Source organism: Microlunatus parietis (assembly GCF_013407955.1).
In the GTDB taxonomy this organism is placed as follows: Bacteria; Actinomycetota; Actinomycetes; order Propionibacteriales; family Propionibacteriaceae; genus Microlunatus; species Microlunatus parietis.
Genome location: NZ_JACCBU010000001.1, coordinates 1596789 through 1621357 on the forward strand (window position 1 = coordinate 1596789; position 24569 = coordinate 1621357).

28 protein-coding genes and 2 tRNA genes are annotated in these 24569 nt (G+C 69.7%); 21 read left to right on the forward strand and 9 right to left on the reverse strand.

Annotated elements, in window-relative coordinates; genetic code table 11:
• Nucleotides 1-19: 19 nt before the first annotated feature.
• Complete coding sequence (locus tag BKA15_RS07545; protein ID WP_179749495.1) at nt 20-826, forward strand: IclR family transcriptional regulator; 807 nt, start codon at nt 20-22, stop codon at nt 824-826.
• A gap of 94 nt (nt 827-920) precedes the next feature.
• Here the strand turns inward: BKA15_RS07545 and BKA15_RS07550 are convergent, their stop codons facing one another.
• A complete protein-coding gene (locus BKA15_RS07550) occupies nt 921-1247 on the reverse strand; it encodes an SDR family oxidoreductase (RefSeq protein WP_281385413.1) in 327 nt (108 codons plus the stop codon).
• 111 nt (nt 1248-1358) lie between these two features.
• On the opposite strand from BKA15_RS07550, the gene istA reads away from it, so the two are divergent.
• Nucleotides 1359-2945, forward strand: coding sequence for an IS21 family transposase (istA, locus tag BKA15_RS07555; protein ID WP_218871116.1), 1587 nt, complete (start codon nt 1359-1361; stop codon nt 2943-2945).
• Complete coding sequence (locus tag BKA15_RS07560) at nt 2942-3712, forward strand: ATP-binding protein (protein ID WP_179749499.1); 771 nt, start codon at nt 2942-2944, stop codon at nt 3710-3712. Before istA ends, BKA15_RS07560 begins: the two co-directional genes overlap by 4 nt.
• A 102-nt stretch (nt 3713-3814) precedes the next feature.
• Here the strand turns inward: BKA15_RS07560 and BKA15_RS07565 are convergent, their stop codons facing one another.
• Both BKA15_RS07565 and BKA15_RS07570 read right to left on the reverse strand, forming a co-directional pair.
• Nucleotides 3815-4288 carry an SDR family oxidoreductase gene (locus BKA15_RS07565; RefSeq protein WP_179749501.1) on the reverse strand — a complete coding sequence of 158 codons (474 nt, stop codon included), beginning with the start codon at nt 4286-4288 and terminating at the stop codon, nt 3815-3817.
• Nucleotides 4285-5190 carry a dihydrodipicolinate synthase family protein gene (locus tag BKA15_RS07570; protein ID WP_179749503.1) on the reverse strand — a complete coding sequence of 302 codons (906 nt, stop codon included), beginning with the start codon at nt 5188-5190 and terminating at the stop codon, nt 4285-4287. The genes BKA15_RS07565 and BKA15_RS07570 overlap by 4 nt, the downstream gene beginning before the upstream one ends.
• 148 nt (nt 5191-5338) lie before the next feature.
• Between BKA15_RS07570 and BKA15_RS07575 the strand changes: the two genes are divergently transcribed.
• On the forward strand, nt 5339-5923 hold the full coding sequence (locus BKA15_RS07575; protein ID WP_179749505.1) for a DM13 domain-containing protein: 585 nt from the start codon (nt 5339-5341) through the stop codon (nt 5921-5923).
• Nucleotides 5924-5927: 4 nt separating this feature from the next.
• On the opposite strand, the gene BKA15_RS07580 is transcribed toward BKA15_RS07575, so the two are convergent.
• Together BKA15_RS07580 and BKA15_RS07585 are read right to left on the reverse strand one after the other, a co-directional pair.
• A complete protein-coding gene (locus tag BKA15_RS07580; protein WP_179749508.1) occupies nt 5928-7370 on the reverse strand; it encodes a PrsW family intramembrane metalloprotease in 1443 nt (480 codons plus the stop codon).
• A gap of 71 nt (nt 7371-7441) precedes the next feature.
• Nucleotides 7442-7858 carry a MarR family winged helix-turn-helix transcriptional regulator gene (locus BKA15_RS07585; RefSeq protein WP_246322289.1) on the reverse strand — a complete coding sequence of 139 codons (417 nt, stop codon included), beginning with the start codon at nt 7856-7858 and terminating at the stop codon, nt 7442-7444.
• Between the two features lie 283 nt (nt 7859-8141).
• On the opposite strand from BKA15_RS07585, the gene BKA15_RS07590 reads away from it, so the two are divergent.
• The 4 genes from BKA15_RS07590 to BKA15_RS07605 are packed head-to-tail and all read left to right on the forward strand — an operon-like array spanning nt 8142 to nt 11166.
• On the forward strand, nt 8142-9011 hold the full coding sequence (locus tag BKA15_RS07590; protein ID WP_218871118.1) for an NAD(P)H-binding protein: 870 nt from the start codon (nt 8142-8144) through the stop codon (nt 9009-9011).
• Nucleotides 9008-9673: an NAD(P)-dependent oxidoreductase gene (locus BKA15_RS07595; protein WP_179749512.1), complete on the forward strand. Its 666-nt coding sequence runs from the start codon at nt 9008-9010 to the stop codon at nt 9671-9673. Before BKA15_RS07590 ends, BKA15_RS07595 begins: the two co-directional genes overlap by 4 nt.
• A gap of 18 nt (nt 9674-9691) precedes the next feature.
• Nucleotides 9692-10186, forward strand: coding sequence for an anthrone oxygenase family protein (locus BKA15_RS07600; protein ID WP_179749514.1), 495 nt, complete (start codon nt 9692-9694; stop codon nt 10184-10186).
• A complete protein-coding gene (locus tag BKA15_RS07605) occupies nt 10183-11166 on the forward strand; it encodes a haloalkane dehalogenase (RefSeq protein ID WP_179749516.1) in 984 nt (327 codons plus the stop codon). The genes BKA15_RS07600 and BKA15_RS07605 overlap by 4 nt, the downstream gene beginning before the upstream one ends.
• On the opposite strand, the gene BKA15_RS07610 is transcribed toward BKA15_RS07605, so the two are convergent.
• Nucleotides 11163-12398: an amidohydrolase/deacetylase family metallohydrolase gene (locus tag BKA15_RS07610; protein WP_179749518.1), complete on the reverse strand. Its 1236-nt coding sequence runs from the start codon at nt 12396-12398 to the stop codon at nt 11163-11165. The genes BKA15_RS07605 and BKA15_RS07610 overlap by 4 nt on opposite strands.
• Nucleotides 12399-12400: 2 nt before the next feature.
• Nucleotides 12401-13804: an MFS transporter gene (locus BKA15_RS07615; RefSeq protein ID WP_179749520.1), complete on the reverse strand. Its 1404-nt coding sequence runs from the start codon at nt 13802-13804 to the stop codon at nt 12401-12403.
• 142 nt (nt 13805-13946) lie between these two features.
• Between BKA15_RS07615 and BKA15_RS07620 the strand changes: the two genes are divergently transcribed.
• Both BKA15_RS07620 and BKA15_RS07625 read left to right on the forward strand, forming a co-directional pair.
• Nucleotides 13947-14282 carry a hypothetical protein gene (locus BKA15_RS07620; protein ID WP_179749522.1) on the forward strand — a complete coding sequence of 112 codons (336 nt, stop codon included), beginning with the start codon at nt 13947-13949 and terminating at the stop codon, nt 14280-14282.
• Nucleotides 14283-14366: 84 nt separating this feature from the next.
• On the forward strand, nt 14367-14825 hold the full coding sequence (locus tag BKA15_RS07625) for a carboxymuconolactone decarboxylase family protein (protein WP_179749524.1): 459 nt from the start codon (nt 14367-14369) through the stop codon (nt 14823-14825).
• A gap of 9 nt (nt 14826-14834) precedes the next feature.
• Here BKA15_RS07625 and BKA15_RS07630 read toward each other — a convergent pair.
• Nucleotides 14835-14908: transfer RNA gene (locus tag BKA15_RS07630), tRNA-Arg, on the reverse strand.
• Between the two features lie 64 nt (nt 14909-14972).
• Here BKA15_RS07630 and BKA15_RS07635 point away from each other — a divergent pair.
• From BKA15_RS07635 to BKA15_RS07685, 11 genes are all read left to right on the forward strand, one after another.
• Entirely contained in the window at nt 14973-16166 is a 1194-nt protein-coding gene (locus BKA15_RS07635) for an MFS transporter (RefSeq protein WP_312879675.1), read from the forward strand.
• A 31-nt stretch (nt 16167-16197) separates the two neighbouring features.
• A complete protein-coding gene (gene orn, locus BKA15_RS07640; RefSeq protein ID WP_179758313.1) occupies nt 16198-16830 on the forward strand; it encodes an oligoribonuclease in 633 nt (210 codons plus the stop codon).
• A 55-nt stretch (nt 16831-16885) separates the two neighbouring features.
• Nucleotides 16886-16961: transfer RNA gene (locus BKA15_RS07645), tRNA-His, on the forward strand.
• A 119-nt stretch (nt 16962-17080) separates the two neighbouring features.
• Nucleotides 17081-17440 (forward strand): ArsR/SmtB family transcription factor, encoded by a 360-nt coding sequence (locus BKA15_RS07650; RefSeq protein ID WP_312878856.1) that lies wholly within the window; start codon nt 17081-17083, stop codon nt 17438-17440.
• 16 nt (nt 17441-17456) lie between these two features.
• Nucleotides 17457-18101, forward strand: coding sequence for an SRPBCC domain-containing protein (locus BKA15_RS07655; RefSeq protein WP_218871120.1), 645 nt, complete (start codon nt 17457-17459; stop codon nt 18099-18101).
• Between the two features lie 124 nt (nt 18102-18225).
• Complete coding sequence (locus BKA15_RS07660) at nt 18226-18489, forward strand: GlsB/YeaQ/YmgE family stress response membrane protein (RefSeq protein WP_179749528.1); 264 nt, start codon at nt 18226-18228, stop codon at nt 18487-18489.
• A gap of 118 nt (nt 18490-18607) precedes the next feature.
• The gene (locus BKA15_RS07665; RefSeq protein WP_179749530.1) at nt 18608-19387 is read left to right on the forward strand and encodes a DUF8832 domain-containing protein; all 780 of its coding nucleotides are present in this window, start codon (nt 18608-18610) and stop codon (nt 19385-19387) included.
• A gap of 11 nt (nt 19388-19398) precedes the next feature.
• On the forward strand, nt 19399-19911 hold the full coding sequence (locus BKA15_RS07670; RefSeq protein WP_179749532.1) for a carboxymuconolactone decarboxylase family protein: 513 nt from the start codon (nt 19399-19401) through the stop codon (nt 19909-19911).
• A 25-nt stretch (nt 19912-19936) separates the two neighbouring features.
• A complete protein-coding gene (locus BKA15_RS07675) occupies nt 19937-21238 on the forward strand; it encodes an MFS transporter (RefSeq protein WP_179749534.1) in 1302 nt (433 codons plus the stop codon).
• Nucleotides 21239-21272: 34 nt separating this feature from the next.
• The gene (locus BKA15_RS07680; protein ID WP_179749536.1) at nt 21273-22127 is read left to right on the forward strand and encodes an NAD-dependent epimerase/dehydratase family protein; all 855 of its coding nucleotides are present in this window, start codon (nt 21273-21275) and stop codon (nt 22125-22127) included.
• Complete coding sequence (locus tag BKA15_RS07685; protein ID WP_179749538.1) at nt 22124-22900, forward strand: SAM-dependent methyltransferase; 777 nt, start codon at nt 22124-22126, stop codon at nt 22898-22900. The genes BKA15_RS07680 and BKA15_RS07685 overlap by 4 nt, the downstream gene beginning before the upstream one ends.
• A 228-nt stretch (nt 22901-23128) precedes the next feature.
• Here the strand turns inward: BKA15_RS07685 and BKA15_RS07690 are convergent, their stop codons facing one another.
• Nucleotides 23129-24556 carry an RNB domain-containing ribonuclease gene (locus BKA15_RS07690; RefSeq protein ID WP_179749540.1) on the reverse strand — a complete coding sequence of 476 codons (1428 nt, stop codon included), beginning with the start codon at nt 24554-24556 and terminating at the stop codon, nt 23129-23131.
• Nucleotides 24557-24569 lie beyond the last annotated feature (13 nt).

The window sequence follows — 24569 nt, forward strand, 5'->3', positions numbered from 1 at the left end:
AGGAACCCAAGGAGGACGGATGGTTCGGGCGGCGGGCAAGGAGCCGGGCGGCACCCAGAGCATCGAACGGGCGCTGTCGCTGCTGGACGCGTTCACCGAGGAGCACCCGGAGCGCCGGGTCTCCGAACTCGTCCAACTGACCGGCCTGGGCCAGTCCACCGTGTCCCGGCTGGTCGGCGCCCTGGAGGCGCTCGGTTTCCTCGCCCACGACCCGCGGTCCGGCCTGTACCGGATCGGCCGGCGGACGATCAGCCTGTCCTCGCTGGCGCTGAACCAGTCCGCGGTGTTCCGGCAGTCCCGCCAGGTGGCGCAGAACCTCGCCGCCGAGCTCGGCCTCGGCACCAACGTCGCGGAGCGGCTCGACGACCGGCTGTTCTACCTGTGCCATTTCGAGGGTCGCCAGGCCCCGCGCAACTTCACCATGGTGGGCCGTGGCGGCCCGCTGCACGCGACCGGACTCGGCAAGGCCCTGCTGTCCGACTCCGACCCGGACGAGGTGATCGAACTGGTCGGCAAGACGCTGCCCGGCTTCACCCCGAAGACGCTGACCCGCTCGGCGGACCTGCTGAAGGCGTTGGAGGAGGTACGATCTCGCGGCTACGCCACCGAGATCGAGGAACTGGCGTTCGGCCGGGCCTGCGTCGCGGCCCCGATCCGGGACCAGACCAGCCGGGTCGTCGCCGCCATCTCCGTCTCCGGCCCACTGTCCGCGATCGACCTCGGTCGCCGCCAGGACGAGCTGGGCACCCTGGTGATCGAGCACGCCGACCAGATCTCGACCGCCCTCGGCTACAACAGCGTCAGCCTCGGCGCCGCCCGCGTCTGACTCGGGCTGGGCGTGTCGCGATTTCTCTGCTGATCAGAGGTTGCAACGTTGTACCAGCCGGTTTCGGTCGATCAGCAGAGAAATCGCGACATCACTAGTCTCCGATGAGCTCCTCCGCGGCGAGGGCGGCGAGGTCGGGGCGGGCTCCGGTGGCGGCCGACGCGATGGAGAGGCCGCCGTCGACCGGGATGATCACGCCGGTGATCGCGCTGGCCTCGTCGGAGGCGAGGAAGTGCACGGCCGCGGCGACCTCCTCCGGGCGGATCACCCGGCCCAGCGGGTAGCCGGCCTCCAAGCCCGGCCGCGCGGGCTCGTCGGGGCGCGGCACGATGCCGGGCCGGACGCCGTTGACCCGGATGCCGCTACTCGCGTAGTCGACGGCCATCGTGGCGCATAGCGCTTCTTGGTACCGGTAGTCCAGCTATGTGGTCCTGCGGTTCTGGCTAGTTGGTACTGGCTTTGTCCGTGCTGGTTCTCTGATCGGTGCGGCGGCACAGGGTGTGTCGTCGGTTACTGATTCGGAGGTGGCTGGATGGCTGACTATCGGGCGATTTTGGAACTGGTGCTCGCGGGTCGCGGCTATAGCGAGATCGCCGCGGTTGCGGCGTGTTCCCGCCGGGACGTGTCGCGGGTGAAGCAAGCGGTCACTGAGCGCGGCCTTGCCTCGGCTGCGGCGGTGAGTGACGCCGATCTGGCGGAGTGGTTCCCGGACGGGCGCCGACGGGTGTCGGAGGAGTACGAGCAGCCGGACCTGGCTCGGGTGCTCGCGACGATGAGGGCGAACCGGCATTTCACATTGCTGCTGGGGTGGCGCCGTTACGCCGACGGCGACGCGGCAGGCAAGAAGAAGTACGGGTATTCGCAGTTCTGCGCGCTGTTCGCCGACTACGTCAGGTCCAACGACCTGGTCGCGACGCTGCATCACGAGCCGGGCCGGGCGATGCTGGTCGACTGGGCCGGCGACACCATCGATCTGGTGGACTCGGTCACCGGGGGCGTGACGCGGGCCGTGCTGTTCGTCGCGGTGTTGCCGTTTTCCGGGACGCTGTTCTGCCGGGCCTATATGAACATGAAATCCGAGTCGTGGCTAGACGCGCACGTGCGCGCGTTCGCGTTCTACGGCGGGGTAGTCGCGATCGTGGTGCCCGACAACCCGACGACGTCCACGCACCAGCGGGCCAAGGGCGATAAGGCACGGGTCGTCAACGCCCGCTACCAGCAGCTGGCCGATCACTACCAGACGGCGATCGTGCCGGCCAGATCCCGGAAACCCCGCGACAAAGCAGCTGCGGAAAACGCGGTGAACATCGTGAACAAGCGGGTCATCGGCTATCTCGAGGGTGAGGTTTGGACGGGTCTGGCCGAGTTGAACGAGGCGATCGAGGAGCGGGTGTGGGAGATCAACCATGATCTTCGCCGCGCCGACGATACGACCCGGTGGGAGCGATTCACCGCCGAGGAGGCCCCGCTGCTCGCGCCGTTGCCCGACACCCGGTTCGAAGAGGTGCAGTGGAAAGAACTCAAGGCGGGCAGGAACTACCACCTCACCGCCGACTATCAGCACTACTCGGTTCCCTACCGGCTGGCCGGAAGGCTGCTGCGGGTGCGGCTGACCGCGGCGACGGTGACCGTCTTCGACGGGGTCGACATCGTCTGCGAACACCGGCGGCTCAAGGGCCGCAAGGGCCAGTACTCGACCCTGGCCGAGCATGTCCCCGCCCAGCACCGCGACGTCGACGGGTTGTGGTCACGGCGCTGGTTCGTCGACCGGGCACACGCCTTCGGGCCGGCGACCGTGACGGTGATCGAGCAGATCTTGGATCGGCACGTGATCGAGGCCCAGGGTTACCTCGACTGCCAGAACATCCTGTCCGGGCTCGGGAAACGCAACCGCCCACGTTTGGAGGCGGCCTGCCAGGAGCTGGTCAACAGAAACGGCCACGCCACCTACTCGATGCTCAAGCGGATCATGGCCGCGATCGATTCCGACGCCAAACGGGCCCGGCCGAACGTCGCGGCCGCGTCGACCGTCAGACGCGGCGACCCGAAGGCGGTCGGGCCGGACGTATTCGTGCGTGACGCCTCCCACTACGGCGCCGACGAGCAGGTGACACCGTGAGCTTCACCGGCATCGACTACGACAAATTCCGGGCCCTGCGGGTCACCCACGTCGCCACCCGTCTCGAAGAACTCATCGCCGACGAGGCCAACGACACCCTCACACCCGAGCAGCTGTTCCTCACCGCCGTCGACGACGCCCTCGAGGTTCGGCGCGCCAACAAGAACGACAAGCTGATCAAGGCAGCCGGCTTCCCCATCCCACACGCCTCGGTCGCCGAAATCGACTACCGCGACGGGCGCGGCCTGACCGCGGTGCGGATGCGACGATACGCCGCACACCACTGGCGGGCCGACCCGACGAACCTTTTGATCATCTCACCCACCGGAGGAGGCAAAACCTATCTGGCATGCGCGATCGGCATCGCCGCCTGCCACACCGAGCACGCCGTCTACTACACGCGGATGGACGATCTGGCCCGCCGACTGATCATCGCCCGCTCCGACGGCATCGCCCACCAACAGCTGCTCAACGACCTATCGGACACGGACCTTTTGATCGTCGACGACTTCCTGACCGTCGGCATCGACCCCGCCGCAGCCAACGACCTGTTCGCAGTGCTCGCCAACCGGGAACACCGGCTGCCGACGATGATCGCCTCACAAACCGGTCCAGCGCACTGGGTCGAGGCCCTACCAGACCGCGTCGCCGCCGACTCGATCGTGAACCGGCTCGCCCACCACGCCCGAACCATCAACCTCGGACAGATCGACATGCGCAAACTCCGCCAGGACCAAACCCGCACAGACAAGCAGTACTGGGAATAGACCCCCACACAGTGGTGCCGGCCCGCACGCATCAAACCACGGCCGGTACCACCCACCCAGAACAGCAGTACCAGATCGCTGGACTACCAGTACCACCCGGCGCTACGCGCCAGCCATCGCGCGGACCAGGGCCTCGACGGCACCCTTCGCCGCCGCATAGGCGCTCACCCGCGGGGCCGGCCGGGTCGCGTTGACCGAGGAAACGGCCACGATCGAGCCGCCCGGCCGGAGCAGCGGCAGGGCGGCCCGGGCCGTCCGGAACACGGTGTCGACACTGCCCGTGAAGGCCCGCTGCCAATCCTCGTCCGACAGCAGGTGCACCGGGCCGCGCGGCTGCCGAGCGGCCGCCGTGACCAGCACGTCCAGCCCGCCCAGCGCCGCCGCCGCGTCACCGACGGCCGACCGAGCGCCGTCGTCCAGGGAGCAGTCGGCGACCAGATCGGCCGCCAACGCAGGGTCATCGGCAGCCTCGAGCGAGACGCCCGCGACCCGGTGCCCGGCGGCAACGAACCGGGCCGCGATCGCACGCCCGATCGGAGTCGAGGCGCCGACCAGCAGGACTCGCTTCTGGATCATCGCGACGGGGTCCAGGCCGGCAGCGGGTTCATCCGCCAGATCAGGTCCAGGGCGGCCAGGCTGCCCGGGTCGAGCGGCTGCACGGGATCCCGTACGGTGTCGTGGTCGATCACCCCGCGCCGGACCAGCACGTCCTTGTGCACGGCGTGCGCGATCCCTGGCTGCAGGCCGAACCTGATCAACGGCAGCAGCGCGTTGAAGCCGCGGTGCGCGTCCTCGACGCGACCCTGGTCCCAGTCCCGCAGCACGACGGCGAGCGCGTCCGCGAACTCGCAGGCCGGCATCGTGCCCACCCCGCCGCGGGCGTATTCCTCGAGCACGAACAGCGCGTTCTGGCCGCCGAAGACCGCCCAGGCCGTCCCGGCGTCGACGACGGCGCCGATCTTGGGCGCCGTCGGCTGGGTCTCGATCTTGACGGCCTCGACGCCGGCCAGCTTGCTCAACTCGACCAGCAGCGGCACTGACATCGCCACCCCGGTCGCCGCGGGTGCGTCCTGCACCATCACCGGCAGGCCGGACCGTTCGGCGACGGTGGCGAAGAAGTCGCCCAGCCGGCCGGCCGGCTGTTTGGTCAGGAACGGCGGCAGCACCATCAGGGCGTCCGCCCCGGCGTCGGCCGCGGCCTGCGCCTGCTCCACCGCGGTCGCCGTACTGGTCGCGTTCACGCCGGCGATCACCGCGACCTCCGGCCCGGCGACGGTACGGACGTCGGCCAGGATCGCCGCCTTCTCCGCCGCGGTCAGGCTGAATCCCTCGCTGGCCAGGCCGAACACGGCGAGCCCGGCCACCCCGCAGTCGAGCTGGAACTCGGTCAGCCGGCGCAGCCCGGGCCGGTCCAGGGTTCCGTCGGGTTCGAAGGGCGTGGCCAGGATCGGTACGAGCCCGGTCGCGGGAAACGTCATGGCAACCTCGTGTGTCGAGACTCACAATATAGAAGCGCCACCCATTATATAGATTGAATCATCCAGCTCGGGGGTGGACCCACGACGTCACCAATCGGTAAGGAGCCGAGGCATCGCCCGAGCCGCCGGCGACAGCCATGCTGTGATCATGCGACGACTACTCGTTCCCGGTGCCGCGGCCGCGGTCCTCGCCCTGGCGGTGGGCCTGGCACTGTTCCAGCCCTGGCGTCTGTTCACCTCGAGCACGATCGACGAGGCCGAACTGTCCGCGGCACCGGAGCCGGCGGCCTCGACCCCGAGCGGTGACCCGACACCCTCCGAGCCGACGTCGACGCCTTCCGAGCCGACGCCGTCGCACGGGCCGACCCGTACCCCCAAACCCACGCCCAAGGACCTGGAACTGGCCCGCGGCGACTTCGAGGACGCCGAGCACGGCACCTCGGGTGAAGCGGTGATCCGCAAGCTGGCCGACGGCCGCCGGGTGCTCCGGCTGGTCGACCTGGACACCTCCGACGGTCCCGACCTGCACGTCTGGATCACCGACCAGCCGAGCGGCGGCGCGTGGGATTCCTACGACGACGGCCGGTACGTCAAGCTCGGCGTGCTCAAGGCCAATCGCGGCAATCAGAACTACGAGATCCCGGCCGACGCCGAGCTGAGCGGGCTGACCTCGGTGGTGATCTGGTGCGACCGGTTCAACGTCGCCTTCGGTACGGCGCCGGTCGACCTCTGAGCCGCTACTGGCTCGGCGGTTTCCAGTTCGGGTCGACCTCGGAGTACTGCGTCGCGGTCTGACCGAGCGGCACCGAGCCGGGTGCAGCGCTGTTCGGGGCCGGGAAGTAGCCGCCGATCCCCGCCGGGCCCGGATAGCTCGGTGCCGGGTAGTTCTCGATCTCCGCCTTCCGCCGGAAGGAGAGCTTCGGGTAGCGCGCCCGACCGGTGGGATGGAGCACCGCCCGGCCGCGCAACTCCTGCATCCGGGCCAGCAGGATCTTCTCCCGGCGCAGCCCGGCGTCGTCGATGATGCCGCGGGTGATCGCGTCGCGCAGGTACGCCAGCTCGGTCAGCGTCCGCTGCGCCCGGACCGTGTCGATGAACTCGTACGGGCCGAGGAAGAGGGCATGCCACAGCGCGCGCAGCCTGGTCCGCAGCCGGGAGGCCGATTGCGGCTCGACGTCGAGCAGCCAGCCGAGCCGGTGGTAGTCGGTCAGCCGCTCCCGGATCAGCCGGCCCTCCCGGAACATCTGCCGGACCACGAAGATGATCATGGCCAGCACCAGCGGCAGCGCGACGCCGAAGTACATGAACATCAGCGTCGGCCCGGAGACCAGGGTCGCCGTCGTGTTGAACGCCATGTGCAGGAACGCCGCGGCACAGAAGCCCGCGACGGGGGCGACGATCCGGACCACCTTGCTCTTGTGGCGGATCGCGATCGCCAGCCCGATGCCGGCCATCGAGGTGAACAGCGGATGCCCGAAGCAGGTCAGCAGGCCGCGCTGGAAGGCCAGCGACTGCATCGCCTCCAGCGGCGTGATCGGGCCGAACGTCTGCGCCACGTACCGGTAGACGCGGCCGTAGTAGAGGATGTTCTCGACGAACGCGAAGCCGACGCCGGACAGCCCGGCCAGCACGATGCCGCTGATCCGGCTGACCATCCGGTAGCGCATCAGGATCGCGATGCCGAACAGCACGGTGGCCTTCGTCGACTCCTCGACGAACGGTGCGACGAAGATCGCCGCCCGGGCTCCGGTCGCCGGGTCGCCGTCGCCGATGATGCTCAACTGCGAAGCCGCCCAACTGTTCACGTTCGCCGAGACGAACGTCGCGACGCAGGCGCCCCAGCCGAACACGAGCAGCCAGATCCAGAGCCGCTGCGGCCGGAACCGGTCGGCGAAGAAGAAGATCAGCGAGAGCGGGATCGCGGTCAGCGCCGCGTACCAGGCGGCCTTGGGCAGCGCCTCGGTGCCGAGCCCGATCAGCCGGCCGCCGGGGACCTCACGGTCCGGGACGACCTGTTGGTAGAGCAGCACCAGCAGGATCGCGTACGTGAACAGCAGCGCGACGCCGATCCAGAAGAGATGGTTCGTCAGCAGCCGCTTGGGCGGCGGGACGCTCGGGTCCGGCTCCTTCGGGATACCGGACCGGATCCGGGCACGCCTCTCCGCTACGGTCTCCGACACGACGCCAAGGCTACCGACGGCCGGTTCCAGGGCAACTCCTGACCCGCCACGGCCCGCCGTCAGGAGTTGCGTCAGCGGTTGACGAGATCGTCGGTTGCGGTGCGTCCGGCCTCCGCCGTGCGGCGCAGGAAGTCGGCGAGCAGTTCCAGCTCATCCGGGGTGTAGTCGGAGAGCAGTCCGTCCAGCGCGGTGTTCATGCCGGCGAACATCCGGAACAGCTCGGGGTTGCGCTCGCGCCGAGCGCGGATGATGACCGCGCGTCGGTCGTGCGGGTCACGCTCGCGGGCGATCCATTCGCCGCGTTCGAGCCGGTCGAGGATGCCGGTGAGCGTCGCGGCGTGCAGCCCGGTGCGCTTCGCCAAAGCGCTGGGGCTCAGCGGACCGTGTCGCTTGATCACGTCCAGGCAGTCGAAGTCGGTGTCCCGCAGCTCGAAGTGCGCGCTGATCTGGTGATTCAGCAGGGAAAGCTGAACGCTCAGCTCGCGCATCGACTCCTTGATCGCTGTGCCGGATCGACGCCGGCGCCGGCGCGCGTCGGCGTCCTCGGCCGTGGCGGAGGCCATCTGGATCCCCTTTCCGGCCATACGGTTCCGCATTCATATCGTCTGCTTCGCAAAAGACTATCGAAGGCGGCGACCGCTCCGATCGGCGTACCTCCCAGGCCGACCGTTTCACATTGTGACGCCTCTCATATTATACGTACTCCAAACTAGATGCTACGGTTTTCGTACCATCTGAAACGTTGAGTAGTAGTACTCGAGAGGACTGATCATGATCGTGGTTACCGGATCGACCGGAAGGGTCGGTCGCCCTCTGATCAACCTGCTGCACGGCGCCGGCGCCGGCGTGCGTGCCGTCAGCCGCGAGGCGGAGCCGGCCGGCCTGCCATCGGGGATGGAGGTAGTCCAGGGCGACCCGTCCCGGCCGGGCAGCATCGCCGACGCCTTGGACGGCGCCGGATCGCTGTTCCTTCATCCCCGCGCCGTGGGAGACGGGGCTGCCGAACTCGTCGACCTCGCCCGGCGACGAGGTGTGCGGCGGGTCGTGGCGCTGTCGGCGATCAACATCGACGATGAACCGTCCGAGCAGCCGTCGCGGCTGGCGGGCGATCGCAACCTGGAGGCCGAGGAGGCTGCCGTCGGCAGCGGTCTGGAGTGGACCAGCCTGCGTGCCGGCTTCTTCGCCGCCAACACGCTCACCATGTGGGGGGACCAGATCCGGCGAGGCGACGTCGTCCGCTACGCGTACCCGAACTTCAGCGAAGCGCCGGTCCATGAGCATGACCTCGCGAGCGTGGCAGCGCAGGCCCTGCTCACCGACGAACTGGTGAATCGGCGGGTGGAACTGACCGGACCGCAGACCCTCACCCATGCCGAGATGGTCGGCATCATCGGCGACGTCCTCGGCCGGCCCCTGCACTACGAGGCGCTCCCGCCGCACGAGATCGCGGGGCACCTGGTCGCGCACGGCATGCCCCAGCCGTTCGTCAGCGCGCTGATGGCCAGGTACGCCCGGCTCGACGGCGTACCGCAGCCGCCTTCGAACGACATCGAGCAGATTCTCGGCCGACCCGCGGTCACCTTCGCGCAGTGGGTCACGGACCATGCCGCCGGCTTCCGGCAGGAGCAGGGAAGCCGATGAAGCTCACGATCGTCGCCGCCACCGGCGGGGTCGGCCGGCAGGTCCTCGAGCAGGCCTTCGCGGCAGGCCACGACGTTACCGCGGTGGTGCGCAACCCCGCGGGTCTCACCCGGTCGGTGCGTGCCGTGGTCGCCGATCTGGCAACGCCGGACCCGGCGACGCTCGAGTCGGCGGTCGCCGGGGCGGACGCGGTGCTCTCCGGCCTCGGCCCCAGGAGCTCCGCCGAACACGGCATCGTCTCCCGGGGAACTGCGGCGATCGTCGCGGCGATGGAGGCGACCGGAGTACGCCGCATCGTGGCCGTGAGCGTCGCCGGCGTCGGCACGATCCCGACGCCGGGCCGGCCGAACCCGCCGAAGCGCGACCTGGGCGCGGGCTTCTTCGTCCGTTACGTGATCTCACCGCTGGCGAACCGGGTGCTGGGCAAGCACTACGCCGACGTCGCTCAGATGGAGGACATCCTGCGCCGCAGCGCGCTCGACTGGACCGCGGTGGGCCTGCCCGTGCTGACCGACAAGCCGCCGACCGGCAGCTTTCGCACGGCTTACGGCCAGAGCGTCCGTCGCGGCCTGCGGATCTCGCGCGCCGACGCCGCCGCCTTCATGCTGCACGCGGTCAACCAGCCCGGCACGTACGGGCAGTCCATCGCCATCGCCTACTGATGCGAGAACGGGGTCATCATGCGAAACGTCCACCACATCGCAAGCGGCATCAGCCTCCTGTTCGCCGGGCTGTTCGCCGGCTTCCTGCTGGGAGTCCTCGTTCTCGAGCTCAGCCTGCGTGACTTCGGGGCCGGCAGCTACACGCAGGTGCGCCAGGTGGAGCTGGTCGGGCTCGACGATCTTGCCTCCGCCACCCTGCTGCCGGCGCTGGCTGCCACCGTGCTGCTCGTCGTCGTGGCACGCGGCCGCGGTGCCGGCGGTCGCCTGGGCATCGCTGCTGGGGTCCTGCTGCTGGCCGTCCTGGTCACGACCCTCGCCGTCAACCTGCCGATCAACAGCGCCCAACTCGGCTGGAACGTCGACGCCCCGCCCGCCGACTGGGCGGACGTGCGGGACCGCTGGCAGATCGCTCACGCCGCGCGCACGGTGGCCGCCGTGTCCTCGTTCGCCTGCCTGGGCCTGGCCGCACTGGCCGGCCGACCCATCGAATCGAAGCCGAGGAGAACACCATGAATGACGTCGATCCAAACCTCACGTCCGGCCCGAGGGTGCTGCGAACACCGGACCACCGGTTCGCGGAGCTGCCCGACTATCCGTTCGAACCGCACTACGTGAACGTTCGGCTCGGCGACGGCTCCCCCACCGAGGTGCGGATGCACTACGTCGACGAGCGGCCGGCTCAGTCGGTGCCCGGGTCGGGCGAGACGATCCTGCTGCTGCACGGCAATCCGTCCTGGAGCTACCTGTATCGCCACGTCATCCCGCCGCTGGTGGCGGCCGGGCATCGGTGCGTGGCACTCGATCTGGTCGGGATGGGGAAGTCCGACAAGCCCGTCGACCGGTTCCGCTACACGTACCAGCAGCACCTGGACTGGCTGGCCGAGGCACTGTTCGACCAGCTGGACCTGCGCGACCTGACGATGGTGTGCCATGACTGGGGCGGCACGCTGGGTCTGCGGCTGCTCGCCGAACACCCGGACCGGTTCCGCCGCGTCGTGGCGATGAACACCGGGATGAAGACGGGCCGCGAGGACACCTCCGGCGAGGGGTGGAGGCACCTGGCCACCTGGCTGCAGTTCACCCAGCGCTCGAACCCACTCACCGTGTCCCAGGTGGTGGCCGGCCTGACGACGTCGACGCTCGATCCCGCCGTGCTGGCCGCGTACGACGCGCCGTTCCCGGATGACCCCTATCAGCACGGCGTGCGGCGGTTCGCCGTACTCATCCCGCTCACCCCGCAGGACGAGGCCGCGCCGGCGTTCGAGGCGGCCTGGAAGGTGCTCGAGACGTCGGACATCCCGTTCCTGTGTGTGTTCGGCGAGGACGACCATGTCACCGGGGGCCGGCACGACGCCTTGAGCGGACGCATCCCCGGGGCCGCCGGCCAGCCGCACGCCGTCCTTGCCGGCGCGCACCACTTCCTCCAGGAGGACAAGCCGGTGCAAGTGGCCCAGGCGGTGAACGACTTCATCCGCCGCACCCAGCCGTCCTAGGATGGTGCGTCGCCGCTCTGGGCCAGCAGCGCAACTTCGGCCCGCGACTCGGGCTGTTCCTGCCAGGTCGGCCGACCCAGCCCGTCCGGGTTCCAGACCACCTCGCCGGCCCGCAGCGTGAGACGGCAGCGCAGCCGGCGGTCCCCCGGCAGCCGGACCTTGCCGCTGTCGACGTACCCGAAGTCACCGCGGTCGAGGGCGAACACCGCGACGTCCGCCTCGGCGCCGGGCGTCAGGGTGCCCAGCTCGGGCCGGCGCATCTCCCGGGCCGGAGCGACGGTGACCCGGGCGATCACGTCGGCCAGCGGTACGCCGAGGTTGAGGATCTTGTTCATCGCGGTCTGCAGGTCGATCACCGGGCCGTTGACGTTGCCGGTGTGCAGGTCGGTGCTGATCGAATCCGGGACGAAGCCGTCGCGGATCGCCGGCGCCGCGTTCTGGAACCAGAAGCTGGCCGACCCGTGGCCGAGGTCGAAGATCACGCCGCGCTCCCGGGCCCGCCACAGATGATCACGAACCCGGCCCTGATCATCGACGATCGGAAACTGTTGGGCGAACACGTGGGTGTGGATGTCGCCCGGCCGCAGGTGGTGCAGGATCAGGTCCGAGTAGCGCCGTTCCTCCTTCCAGGGAAAGAAGTCCGCCATCACCGGGAGGCCGGCCAACTCGCCCGCTTCGACCGCGCGGTCCACCGCGAGCCAGGGCGGGTGTTCGGCGTCGAAGTCGCGCTTGATCCAGTAGTGCGCGGTCTTGATCCCGACCACGACGTCGGCGTACTCCCGCGCGATCGCGGCCGCCGGGCCCGGTCGCAGCTCGGCCGGGTCGTCCTCCCACGGTCCGTACATGCCGGCGCCGACGATGTTGACGAAGGCCAGGATCCTGATCTTGGCACGGTCGATGATCCGGGACTTGAACTCGTGGAAGTCCTTCCAGCCCGACGTTCCGGCGTCGACGATCGTCGTCACGCCGCTGCTGAACGTGTTGACGATCGGGTTCAGCGACAGCACCGAGTTGCGGTGCCCGTCGAACGCGTGCACGTGCAGGTCGATCAGGCCGGGCGTCACGTAGTGGCCGGAGACGTCGATCACCTGAGCGGCACCGGTCGCCAGGTTCGGGCCGACGGCGATCACCCGGCCGCCGCCGAGCGCGACGTCGGCGGTCCCGTCCAGGTTGTTCGCCGGGTCGATCACGTGCCCGCCGGTCAGCACCAGGTCGGCCGGTTCCGCGTCCACGTTCAGTTCCTCCTGGATCGGGTCCCCGCCGGCTGTCGTACAGCATCGCCGGCGCCGGCCGGCAACCGGATCGCGCCGACCGCGGCCAGCAGAGCGAACAGCGCCACGCCCGCGAAGGCGAACGCGTACGAGAGCCCGCCGCCCCCGCCGCCGGCGATGACCGTGGCGACCTGCCAGACGACCGAGGCCAGCGCGATCGCCAACCCGGCCGCGAGCTGGTGGGTGGTGGCCGACAGCGCGTTGGCGTCACCCATCTGTTCCGGCGGCACATCGGCCAGCCCGATCGTGTTGTAGCAGGTCATCCCGAGCGACCGGAACACGCCGCTGATCATGGCGAGGATCGCGATCACCGGGATCGGTGTCGCCGCCGTGGTCAGGCCGAGGGCGATCACCGAGCCGGCCAGGCCGAGGGTGGCGACGACCAGCAGCGGCCGGAACCCGAACGCGTTGATCAGCCCGGTGGTGGCCGGCTTGATCCCGATGTTGCCGACGAAGACGAAGATCACCAAGGCGCCGGACTGGACCGCCGACCAGCCCAGCACCTGTTGGAACAGCAGCGGCAGCAGGAACGGTACCGACGACATCGCGAGTTGGAAGGCGAACCCGGAGGCCTGCGAGGCGCGGAACGTCTGCACCGACCAGATCCGCAGGTTAAGCAAGGGATGCCGGGCCCGCAACAGGTGCAGCACCGCGGCCACGATGATGATCACCGAGAGGCCGCCGATCACGGCCGGCCAGATCCCGGGCGACGGGTCGGTGATCAGGTGGGCGGCATAGGTCAGCCCACCCAGGCCGACCCCGGACAAGATCATCCCGGTCCAGTCCAGCGGCGGCGGCGCCGGCGCCTCGATCGAGCCGATCAGCCGCCAGGCCGCGACGAACGCGATCACGCCGAGCGGCAGGTTGATCAGGAACATCCAGTGCCACGAGGCGTACGTCGTGATCAGACCGCCGGCCAGCGGCGCGATCACCGGCGCCACCAGGGCCGGCCAGACGATGTAGGCGACCAACCGCACGATGTCGCCCTTGTCCGCCGTGTTCAGCACCGCCATCCGCCCGACCGGCACCATCATCGCGCCGCCGACGCCCTGCAGCACCCGCATGATCACCAGCATCGGCAGAGTCTGGCTGAGCGCGCAGCCCAGCGAGGCGAGGGTGAAGATCACGATCGCGGACAGGAAGACGGGACGGGTGCCGTACCGCCGGGTGAGCCAGTTGCTGAGCGGGATCAGCACGGCCAACGTGATCAGGTAGGCCGCCGAGACCAGGCCCACTGCGGCCGGCTCCACCCCGAACGCGGCCGCCATCCGCGGCGCGCTGGTGGTCACGATGGTGCCGTCGAAGTTCTCCATGAAGAAGCAGCCCGCGACGAGCAGGGCGGTGTTGCGACGGCGACGGTCGATCATCAGCGTCAGCCTGATTCCGGCATGTGAAAGATGATCGACACAGGGCAGAATCCTATCGCGCGCCCGATCGGACCGCGGTCGTACCCGGCTGTCGGCCACGGAGCGATCCGCACCGGCCCCGCGCCCGATTAGCGTCGGCGACGTGCTCCCGTTCGTCGCGCTGACCGTCGCCGCGGCCGTCCTCGTCGCCGGCACCTGGTCGATCCGTCGCAGCCTCCGGGTGGGACCGGGAACGGGGCCGGGCCGGAGCCGGCTGCGGGCCGCCGGGCTGACCTGCTGGACCGCCCTGCTCGTCCTGATCATGGCGGCGCCCACGCTGTATGCGCAGTTCACCGGCCGCCACGGCACGTGGTGGAACTACACCGACACGGCCCCCGAGGTCGTCCTCGCCATCATGATCATCGGCCTGGTCGCGGCCGTCGTCTGTACCGTGCGGCTGCTGATCATGGTCCGGCGCTTCCTGGTCGATCAGGACTGAAGCTTCCGGACCCGTCACATTCGCGATCCGTGCTCCGTCAGAGGGGTAAAGCAGTCACCCTCACTTCGATCAAGGAGCATGATCATGGAAGCACGCATGAAGAACCCCGGCTTCGCCGTTCCCGGCGCGATGGAAGGGATCCAGAAGCTGGTCAAGGCCATCCATTCCACCGGCACCGACAACGAACTGCTCGAGCTGATCGCCTTGCGGGCCAGCCAGATCAACGGCTGCAGCGCCTGCGTGTACGGCCACGTCGCCAACCTCAAGAAGGCCGGCGTCGGCGACGACCGGGTGGGCAACATCGGGGCGTGGCGGGAAGCGCCGTTCTACAGCGATGCCGAGCGCGCCGCCCTGCAGCTCGCCGAGTCGATGACCCGGCAGGCCGACAAGTCCAGCGAGGTCGTGCCGGACGAGGTCTGGGATGCCGTCACCGACCACTTCGACGAGGGCCAGCTGAGCGCCATCATCCTGACCGTCGCGCTGACCAACATGTTCAACCGGATCAACGCGACCATCCAGGAGCCCGCCGGCCAGACCTGGTAGGACTTGGAGCGCCCCCGGGAGGACTCGAACCTCCGACCAACAGATTAGAAGGCTGTTGCTCTATCCAGCTGAGCTACGGGGGCGAGAGCGCCGGACCATCCTAGCCGGGGATAATGGGGGCTTGTGAGTCCACCGAACGATGAAACGATTCGGTGGCGGCGGATCGCGGTCCCGGCCTACGGGCCGACCATCCTGGTCTCGGTCGGATCGGGGGCGATCCTGCCTTTGGTCGCGCTGTCCGCGCGCGACCTGGGGGCCAGCGTCGGCATCGCCGCCCTGATCGTCGCCCTGATCGGCATCGGCCAACTGGTCGGTGACCTGCCCGCGGGTGCGCTCGCGGCCAGAATCGGCGAGCGGCGGGCGCTGATCGCCGCCTGCCTGCTCGACGCGGCCGCGCTGCTCGGGGCGTTCCTGGCCAAGTCGCTGATCCTGCTCGGGGTCGCGGTGTTCGTGGCCGGGCTGGCCGGGGCGGTGTTCAGCCTGGCCCGGCAGGCCTATCTGACCGAGGCCATCCCGATCGCCCAGCGCGCTCGGGCCCTGTCCACGCTCGGGGGCACCAGCCGGATCGGCACGTTCATCGGCCCGTTCGTCGCGGCCCTGCTGGTGACCCACTTCGGCCTGGCCTCGGCGTACGGGTTCGCGGCGGTGATGAGCCTCGCGGCCGCCGTCCTGACGTTCCTGCTGCCCGACCTGAACGCCGGGACCCGGGCGCCGGTCACCGTACGCCGCAGCGTCTGGTCCGTGCTGGCCGAGCACCGGCGCACCCTGGCCACGCTCGGCACCGGGGTGCTGATGATCGCCGCAGCCCGGGCGACCCGGCAGTCGATCATCCCGCTCTGGGCCGAGTCGGTCGGCGTCGACGCGGCCACCACGAGTCTGATCTTCGGCGTCTCCGCCGGGGTCGACATGCTGTTGTTCTATCCGGGCGGCGCGATCATGGACCGGTTCGGCCGGGTCTGGGTCGCCGTACCGTCCATGATCATTCTCGGCACCGGCTTCATCCTGCTCCCGTTCACCCACGACACCCTGACCATCGGACTGGTGGCCGCACTGATGGGTCTCGGCAACGGGATCTCGTCCGGAATCGTGATGACCCTCGGCGCGGACGCCTCGCCACCCGGGGCACGGGCCCAGTTCCTCGGCGGTTGGCGGCTGTTCGCCGATCTGGGCAACGCGGGCGGCCCCGCCCTGATCACCCTGATCACCGCGTTCGGGCCGCTGGCGGCCGCCTCGTTCGGGCTGGCCGGGCTGACGTTGGCCGGCTCCGCCTGGGTCGCCCGCTGGGTGCCGCGCTTCGCACCGGACCGCCATGTCGTCAGCCTGTCGAAGGACGCATCATGACGGTGTCCGTATTGTATGGCCGGTGAATGACATGCTGGTGTGGGTCGACTGTGAGATGACGGGCCTCGATTTGAGCGCTGACGCCCTGATCGAGGTGGCCGCGCTGGTCACCGACGCCGAGCTCAACGTGATCGGCGACGGCGTCGACGTGTTGATCAAGCCGAGCGACGAGGCGCTGGAGCAGATGAGCGACTTCGTGCGCGCCATGCACCAGAACTCCGGCCTGCTGGACGAACTCAGCCGTGGGCTGACCATGGCGGAGGCCGAGGCGCGGGTGCTGGAGTACATCAGCGCCCAGATCCCCGAGGCCGGCAAGGCCCCGCTCGCCGGCAACACGATCGGCACCGACCGGGCCTTCCTGGCCCGGGACATGCCGACCCTGGAGTCGCACGTGCACTACCGCAACGTCGACGTCTCCTCGGTGAAGGAACTCGCCCGCCGCTGGTACCCCCGGGTCTACTACCAGTCCCCCGCCAAGTCCGGTAACCACCGAGCCCTGGCCGACATCCAGGAATCGATCGAGGAACTGCGCTACTACCGGGAGGCGGTCTTCGTGCCGCAGCCCGGCCCGGACACCGCCACCGCGAAGCTGATCGCCGAGCGGCACCAGGGTGTCCTCACCGGCCGCCGCCCGGAGACCGCGGAGCCGGCAGCGGAGAACTGATTTCTCCCGTACGAGGATCGGACGCTATGATTCACGCTGCTGCACGACGCACATGGTGGGTATAGCTCAGCTGGTAGAGCACCTGGTTGTGGTCCAGGATGTCGCGGGTTCGAGTCCCGTTACTCACCCCAAGCAGATGGGCCCCGGATTCCCAAACACAAGGGATTCCGGGGCCTTTTGCATCGGCTGAGTCCTTCTTGTTCGAGTTGGTGCACCTCTCACTCCCGAATACCCGTCTTGACTTATATAAGTGGAGACGGGCATCATGGCGATCGTGCACGCGTTCGACATCCTCGGCGACCCGGTGCGCCGGCGCATCCTGGAGCTGCTCGCGGACGGTGAGCAGACTTCGGGCGCCATCACGGACGTGATCCGGGCCGAGTTCGGGCTCTCCCAGCCAGGGGTGTCGCAACATCTGCGCGTACTGCGGGACAGCGGGTTCACCTCGGTCCGGGCCGAGGGCGCTCGACGGTTCTACTCCGTCGAGCCCGCACCGCTGAGCGAGGTCGACGCCTGGCTGGGCCGGTTCCGCCGCTTCTGGGACCAGCACCTCGACGCCCTGGGCACCGAGCTGGCCAGGGGCAGGCGCGCGACGAGAAAAGACCACTGACGAAAGGAACGCTGACGTGAAAGACGTGCTGGACGAATTGGCCGCCGCGCGCCGGACCATGGGCCGGGGCAGCCTGCCCGCCGGCGATGCGTACACGATCGAGGTGCGCCGTCAGTACGAGGCGTCGATCGATGAGGTCTGGGACGCCGTGACCAATCCGGAACGACTGCGGCGCTGGCTGAGGCCGGTGACCGGGGACCTCCGCCTCGGCGGCAGGTACGAGTTCGACGGCGGGGAGCACGGCGAGATCCTCGGTTGCGAGCCGCCGCGCCGGCTCAAGGTTTCCTGGCTGTACGGACCGGAGGCCGACGCCTGGCCCGGCACCAGCGAGGTCGAGGTGCGGCTGGCACCCGGCCCCGGCGACGCCACCGAGTTCGAGCTCGTCCACGCCGCGATCGTCACGGAGCCGCTGTTCCCGACCTACGGTCCCGGCTCCGGCGGCGTCGGCTGGGACCTGGCCCTGCTCGCCCTGGCCCGGCTACTGACCGGGGACGAGACCGCCGATCACCATGCGGTGCAGGAATCACCGGAAGGGCGCGAGTTCATCCGACGCAGCGCCGCGGCCTGGGGCGAGGCCCATCGGGCCGCCGGCGGCGAGCCGGAGCACGTCGCGGCCGCGGTCGAAGCCACCACGAAGTTCTATGCACCCGACCCGAGCTGACCAGGACTCGCGCCGAAGAAGTCCACCAACTCGATCGAGCCCTCCGTGACGATTCCTTGCACATCACGTCTCTCCCAGTGAGGAACGGGTCCCGACTGGGACCCGGGAACACCGGAGGAGAACCATGGGAACCGTTATCGCCTACCTCGTCATCGGCCTGCTCGGCGGCTTGATCGCCAAGGCCATCCTGCCCGGCAAGCAGGGCGGCGGCTGGCTCGCCACCATCGCGCTCGGCGTCGTCGGCGCGCTGCTCGGCGGCTTTCTCGGCGGCCTGCTATTCAACGTCCGCTACGACGAGATCTTCAGCTTTCAGGGCTTGATCACTGCGGTGATCGGCAGCCTGATCGTGTTGTTGATCTTCGGCCTGATCCGTCGGCGCAGCAACTGACCGACTGAACCTACCCCTGCTCCGAGTGGGGATCGCCCACCCTTGATTTATACCCCCCGGGGGTATATGCTCCGGTACGAGTCGGGTGCTGGGCCCGACCACGACGGAGGAGGCAGCGATGACGATCCACGCAGACCACGGCGCCCATGGCGACCATGCCGCCCACGCGGGGCACGGTCCCGGCGGGCTGACGGTCTCGGAGCGGGGCTACACGGTGCGGCCGGACTCGGTGATCCTGGCGGCCGGGCGGCAGCCGATCACGTTCCGGATCATCGGGCCGGACGGAGCGCCGGTCACCGCGTTCGAGCCGACGCACGACAAGGAACTGCATCTGATCGCGACCCGGCGCGACCAGACCGGTTTCCAGCACGTGCACCCGACGCTGGACGAGTCCGGCACCTGGACCGTCGAGCTGGACCTGACCCCGGGCGTCTGGCGCTACTTCGCGGACTTCAAGCCGGCCGGTCATGATCAACTGACGCTCGGGGTCGACGTCTCGGTCGCCGGCGAGTTCGACCCGCAGCCACTGCCGCCGGTCCAGCCGACGTTCCGGATCGACGACTACACGGTGACGCTCACCGGCGAGCTCCAGGCCGGGCAGCCGGCCGAGCTGACCCTTACGGTGCAGCGCGACGGGCAGCCGGTCACCGACCTGGAGCCCTACCTGGCGGCGTACGGGCACCTGGTCGCGCTGCGGGCCGGCGACCTGGCCTACCTGCACGTCCATCCGGAGGGACACCCGGGCGACGGGAGCACGCCGGCCGGGCCGGACGTCGTGTTCGTCGCGACCGCCCCGAGCCCCGGCACCTACCGGCTCTACCTGGACTTCCAGCACGGCGGCGTGGTCCGCACGGCGTCGTTCACGGTCGAGGCCGGCCGGCCGCACCACCATCACTGAGGACGCGCCCGATGCCACGGCTCAGCGCCCTCACCCCGGACACGGCGACCGGCAAGTCCCAGGAACTGCTCGGTGAGCTGGTCGCCCGGCACGGCCAGGTCGGCGCGATGGTCTCGACCATGGCGCACTCCCCCGCCGTGCTGGGCGGCTACCTGCAGCTCAGCCGGGCCATGGGTCGGGCCAAGCTCGACCGCAGGCTCAGCGAACGGATTTCGATCGCCGTGCAGACCCTGCAGGGCTGCGGGCTCTGCCTGGAGTCGCACGTCGCGGCCGCGCGCAAGCTCAAGATCACCGAGGAGGAGATCGACCACGCCCGCGCCGGCCGGTCGGTCGATCCCAAGATCACCGCGATCATCGATCTCGCGCTCCGGGTGTACCGGGAGCCCACGTCGATCACCGACGAGCAGATCGACGAGCTTCGTCGCCACGGCTACAGCGACCGCGAGATCGCCGATGTCGTGGGCATCGTCGCCCTCAACCTGCTCACCGGCGCCTTCAATCTCGTAGCCGGGCTGCGCCCCTAGTGTCGACCGAGAAAGATCAACTTCGATGAGCCTGTTCGCGCTCCGCGACTACCGGCGCCTGTTCAGCGCCCAGGTGATCGCGCTGTTCGGCACCGGGCTGGCGACGGTCGCCCTCGGCCTGCTCGCCTACGAGCTCGCCGGCCCGCGGGCCGGCGCCGTGCTCGGCACCGCGCTCACCATCAAGATGATCTTGTACGTGATCGTCGCGCCGATCGCCGCCGCCTACGTGGACCGACTCCCCCGGCGACTGTTCCTGGTGATCTTGGACGTGGTCCGCGGCGCCGTGGTGATCGCGCTCCCGTTCGTCACCGAGATCTGGCAGATCTACCTGTTGATCGGCCTGCTGCAGACCGCCTCGGCGGCGTTCACGCCGACCTTCCAGGCGGTGATCCCGGACATCGTGACCGAGGAGGCCGACTACACCCGGGCGCTGTCGGCCTCCCAGCTCGCCTACACCATGGAGAGCCTGCTCAGCCCGGTGCTGGCCGCGCTCGCCCTGACCTTGATCGACTTCAACTGGCTGTTCGTCGGCACAGCGGTCGGGTTCGCCGGGTCGGCCGTGCTGGTGCTGTCCACCCGGATCCCGAACGCACGGCCCAACCCACACGCCGGCGCGTTCGACCGGGTCGCCGCCGGGATCCGCAGATTCGTGGTGACTCCACGGCTGCGCGGCGTGCTGGCGCTGAACCTGGTGGTCGCCTCGGCCGGCTCGATCGTGATCGTCAACACGGTCAACTACGTCCGGGACCGACTCGGCGGCAGCCAGTCCGACGTGGCCTGGCTGCTCGCCGCGTCGGGCGCCGGGACCTTGATCATCGCGCTGCTGCTGCCCAAGGTGCTGGACCGGATCGCCGAACGTCCGGCCATGATCACCGGCGGCTTCCTGCTGGTGCTGGCAGTGACCGGCGCAGTCGTGATCGTCAACTCAGCAACGGGAACCGCTGCCTGGGTCAGTACGGCGATCGCCTGGTTCGCCGTCGGCGCCGGGATGGCGCTGGTGATCACGCCGACCGGCCGGGTGCTGCGCCGCTCGGTGGCGCCGAGCGGGTTGCCCGAGGTGTTCGCGGCCCAGTTCTCGCTGTCCCACCTGGCCTGGCTGCTGACGTACCCGATCGCCGGCTGGCTGGCCCTGCAGGCCGGCCTGAGCACCACCTGGATCGTGCTCGGCGCGCTGGCCGCAGCCGGCGCCGGGACCGCGCTCCTGGTCTGGCCGCGCCGCGAACCCGTACCGGCCGGGGCCGAGCCGACCCAAGCCGAGCTCAGCGACGCCGAAGCCGCCGAGTGCACGCTGATCGCCGGTCAGTGCGCCTGCGTCCGACCCGTCTGACCCGACCGGAGGCCCAGGTGCTAGGAAGATCGACATGACCGAAACGATCTGTGTCACCGGGGCCGCCGGCAAGGCCGGCCGGGCCGTCGTCGATGATCTTCGCCGGCACGGCTTCCTGGTGCGCGCCACCGATCTCCTGGTCGGACCGGAGCAGCGCCGCGACAGCGTCCTGCAGGCCGACCTGACCGACTACGGGCAGGCGGCCGAGGTCCTCGCCGGCACCGACGCCGTGATCCACCTGGCCAACATCCCGGCGCCCGGGCTGGCCACTCCGGCGCTGACGTTCAATCACAACATCACGATGAACTTCAACGTGTTCTCCGCCGCGACCCAGCTCGGCCTCGGCCGGGTGGTCTGGGCCTCCAGCGAGACGACGCTCGGGCTGCCGTTCGACACGCCGCCCCGCTATGCGCCGGTCGACGAAGATCATTACCCGCTGCCCACCTCGACCTACGCGCTGTCCAAGGTGGCCAGCGAGACGATCGCCGAGCAGTTGGCCCAGTGGTCCGGCGTCCCGTTCCTCGGGCTCCGGTTCTCCAACATCATGAGCGCCGCCGACTATGCCCGGTTCTCGTCGTTCTGGCCGGATTCCCAACTGCGCAAGTGGAATCTGTGGGGCTACATCGACGAGCGCGATGTCGCGTCGGCCTGCCGGGCCGGGCTGACCGCGCCCGCCGAGGCGGTCGCCGGCAGCCACTCCATGATCATCGCCGCCGCCGACACCTGCATGAACCGCCCGTCGGCCGAGCTGCTCGCCGAGGTCTATCCCGAAACCCTGTTGACCCGGGAGATCGGCGAGTACGAGACTCTGCTCGCCATCGATCGCGCCAAGGACCTGCTCGGCTGGCAGCCGCAGCACTCCTGGCGTGATCACGTCGAGACGGAGTGATCATTCCCAGCCCTGAGTTGCTGTTGCTGCCCGAGCGGTTCCCGCGTTCGTCGAGATACGACCCGGCGTGGCTGCTGTCGCTGGACATGGGCCCGAATCCGTTGTGGCAGTTGGAAGAGCTCTGGGACGACCTCGCCCTGCAGCCGGGCCAGCGGGTGCTCGACCTCGGTCCGGGGCGCGGTGCGACGTCCGTGTTCCTGGCCCGCGAGGCCGGCGTCGCCGTCGACGCGCTGGACCTGTGGATCACGGTCGAGGAGGCCGCGGAGACGTACCGCGCGATGGGGGTCGAGGACCTGGTCACGCCGCGGCAGGGCGACATCCGCACCGCCGACCTGCCGGAGCAGGGTTACGACGCGATCGTCAGCCTGGACGCCTGGGAGTACTTCGGCACCGACGTCTATTTCCTGCGCCGGCTGGTCACCGCGCTCAAGCCGGGCGGCGTGCTCGGCTTCGCGACACCGTCGCTGCGCGACGACCCGTACCTGGTGGAGCCGCTGCCGCTGCTCGCCGAGACGGCCGGGTTCGAGGTGCTGACCTGGCATCCGGCGGAGTGGTGGGCCAAGCACACGGCGCTGACCGGTGGGCTGATCGACGTCAAGGCCTGGGTACCGACGGACAGCCTGGACCTGTGGCAGCGCTGGGACGAAGCGGTCGGCGGCGACTCACCGATGCGCAAGGTGGTCGCCGACTACCAGGCGCTGGGCGGCCGGCCGCCGGCGCTCGGCCTGGTGCATGTGGTCGGCCGGAAACCGTACGCAGCAAGGAAATCCTGAGGTACGGGAAAGCGGCCCGGCGAGGACCGGCCCGAGGGGACGCCACTACCGTGGCGACACCGCTGGGGGCCGGCCCTCCTCGGCCGTCCCCCTCGCGACCGGGTCGCGTTGTCCCGACGAGACCACCGACCTGACAGACCGGTGGTCCAACCTCCCCCAAACGGCAACTCACCAGTGATTCAAGCACACGACACAAGCCGCGCGGGCTGAACCAGCGAAATCTCAGGATCAGGCCGGTTCGAAGACGACCGCTCCGCGCTCCAGTTCCTGCTTGATCAACCGGACCCGAAGCTCCTCGCCGAGCCGCAGCCGATCACCGCGCACCGCCGCCTCGACGGCCGGTTCGGCGATCACGAGCTTGCCCTTGTCCCTGCGCTCGTCCAGTTCGGTGACCATCGCATCGAACACGGTGCCGCCGGCCGACCGCAGCACGGCCAACTCGACCAGGTCGAGGATCGCGCGCTCGTACCGCTTGGCCTGCTGCTCCGAGGCCGCCATCGTCTCCGGCAGCGCGGACAGTCCGGCCCGGATCCGGTCCGGCACCGGCTGCCCGGCGGACAGGGCGAGGCAGACCTCGCTCACATAGCGGTCCACCAGCCGGCGCAGCGGCGCGGTCGCGTGGGCGTACTCGACGGCCAGGGCGGCGTGCTGCGGCTGCTCGGGCGGCGCGCCGTCGAAGGCGGCATAGCCGGCGCCGCGGAACAGGCTGGTACAGGCGGCCAGCATCGCGGCGTCGCGGGCCTGGGCCGGGTCGAGGGTCCGGACGAACTCGGGATAGGACAGCTCGTCCGGCCAGGTGATCCGCAGCGCCTTCGCGATCCGCCGCAGCCGGTGCAGCGACGAGTCCTCGGCCGGCGGCAGCGTCCGCAGTACGCCGATCCCGCCGTCCAGCATGATCCGGGCCGCCGCCATCCCGGTCAGCAGCGAGATCTGCGCGTTCCAGCCCTCCACCGGCAGCGGCGACCGGAACTCCAGGGTCCAATGATCATCGGCGACGGCGACCTGTTGCTCCGGGATCGGCAGACTGACCCCGCCCCGGTCCCGTTCCTGCTGTTCCCGCAGTTGCCCGACGGTCCGGAGCAGCTCCAGCGACGGGCGAGGCGAGCCGCCGTCGAGTTCCTGCTGCGCCTGCAGGTACGTCAGCTGCTCCCGGCTCCGGACCAGCGCCCGCTGCACCGTGACCCCGGTCTGCCTGCCGGCCCGGTCCAGCATGATCGTCCACAGCACGGCCGGCCGCACCTGGTCGGGCAGCAGGCTGGCCGCGTCCTCACTGAGCGCCGGCGGATGCAGCGGCGTCCGCCTGTCCGGGGCGTAGAGCGTCTGGCCGCGCTTGTGCGCCTCGGCGTCGACCGGCCCGTCCGGCTCGACGAAGGCACCGACGTCGGCGATCGCGTACGACACCACGAAGCCGTCCCCGGACTCGGCCAGGTGCAGGGCCTGGTCCAGGTCGCGGGATCCTTCCGGGTCGATCGTGATCAACTCCAGCTCGGTCCGGTCCAGCTCCGGCAGCCGCGGCTCCTTGGCGGCCCGCTCGGCCGCCGCGGTCACCTCGGCCGGGAACTCGTCGGGGAGCTGCAGTTCGGTGCGGAGGGCGGCCAGGCCGTCGGCCACCTCGGCCCTGGCGCGGTCGGACAGGGCTAGCTTGCGTGCCGGCATGACCCGGAGCCTA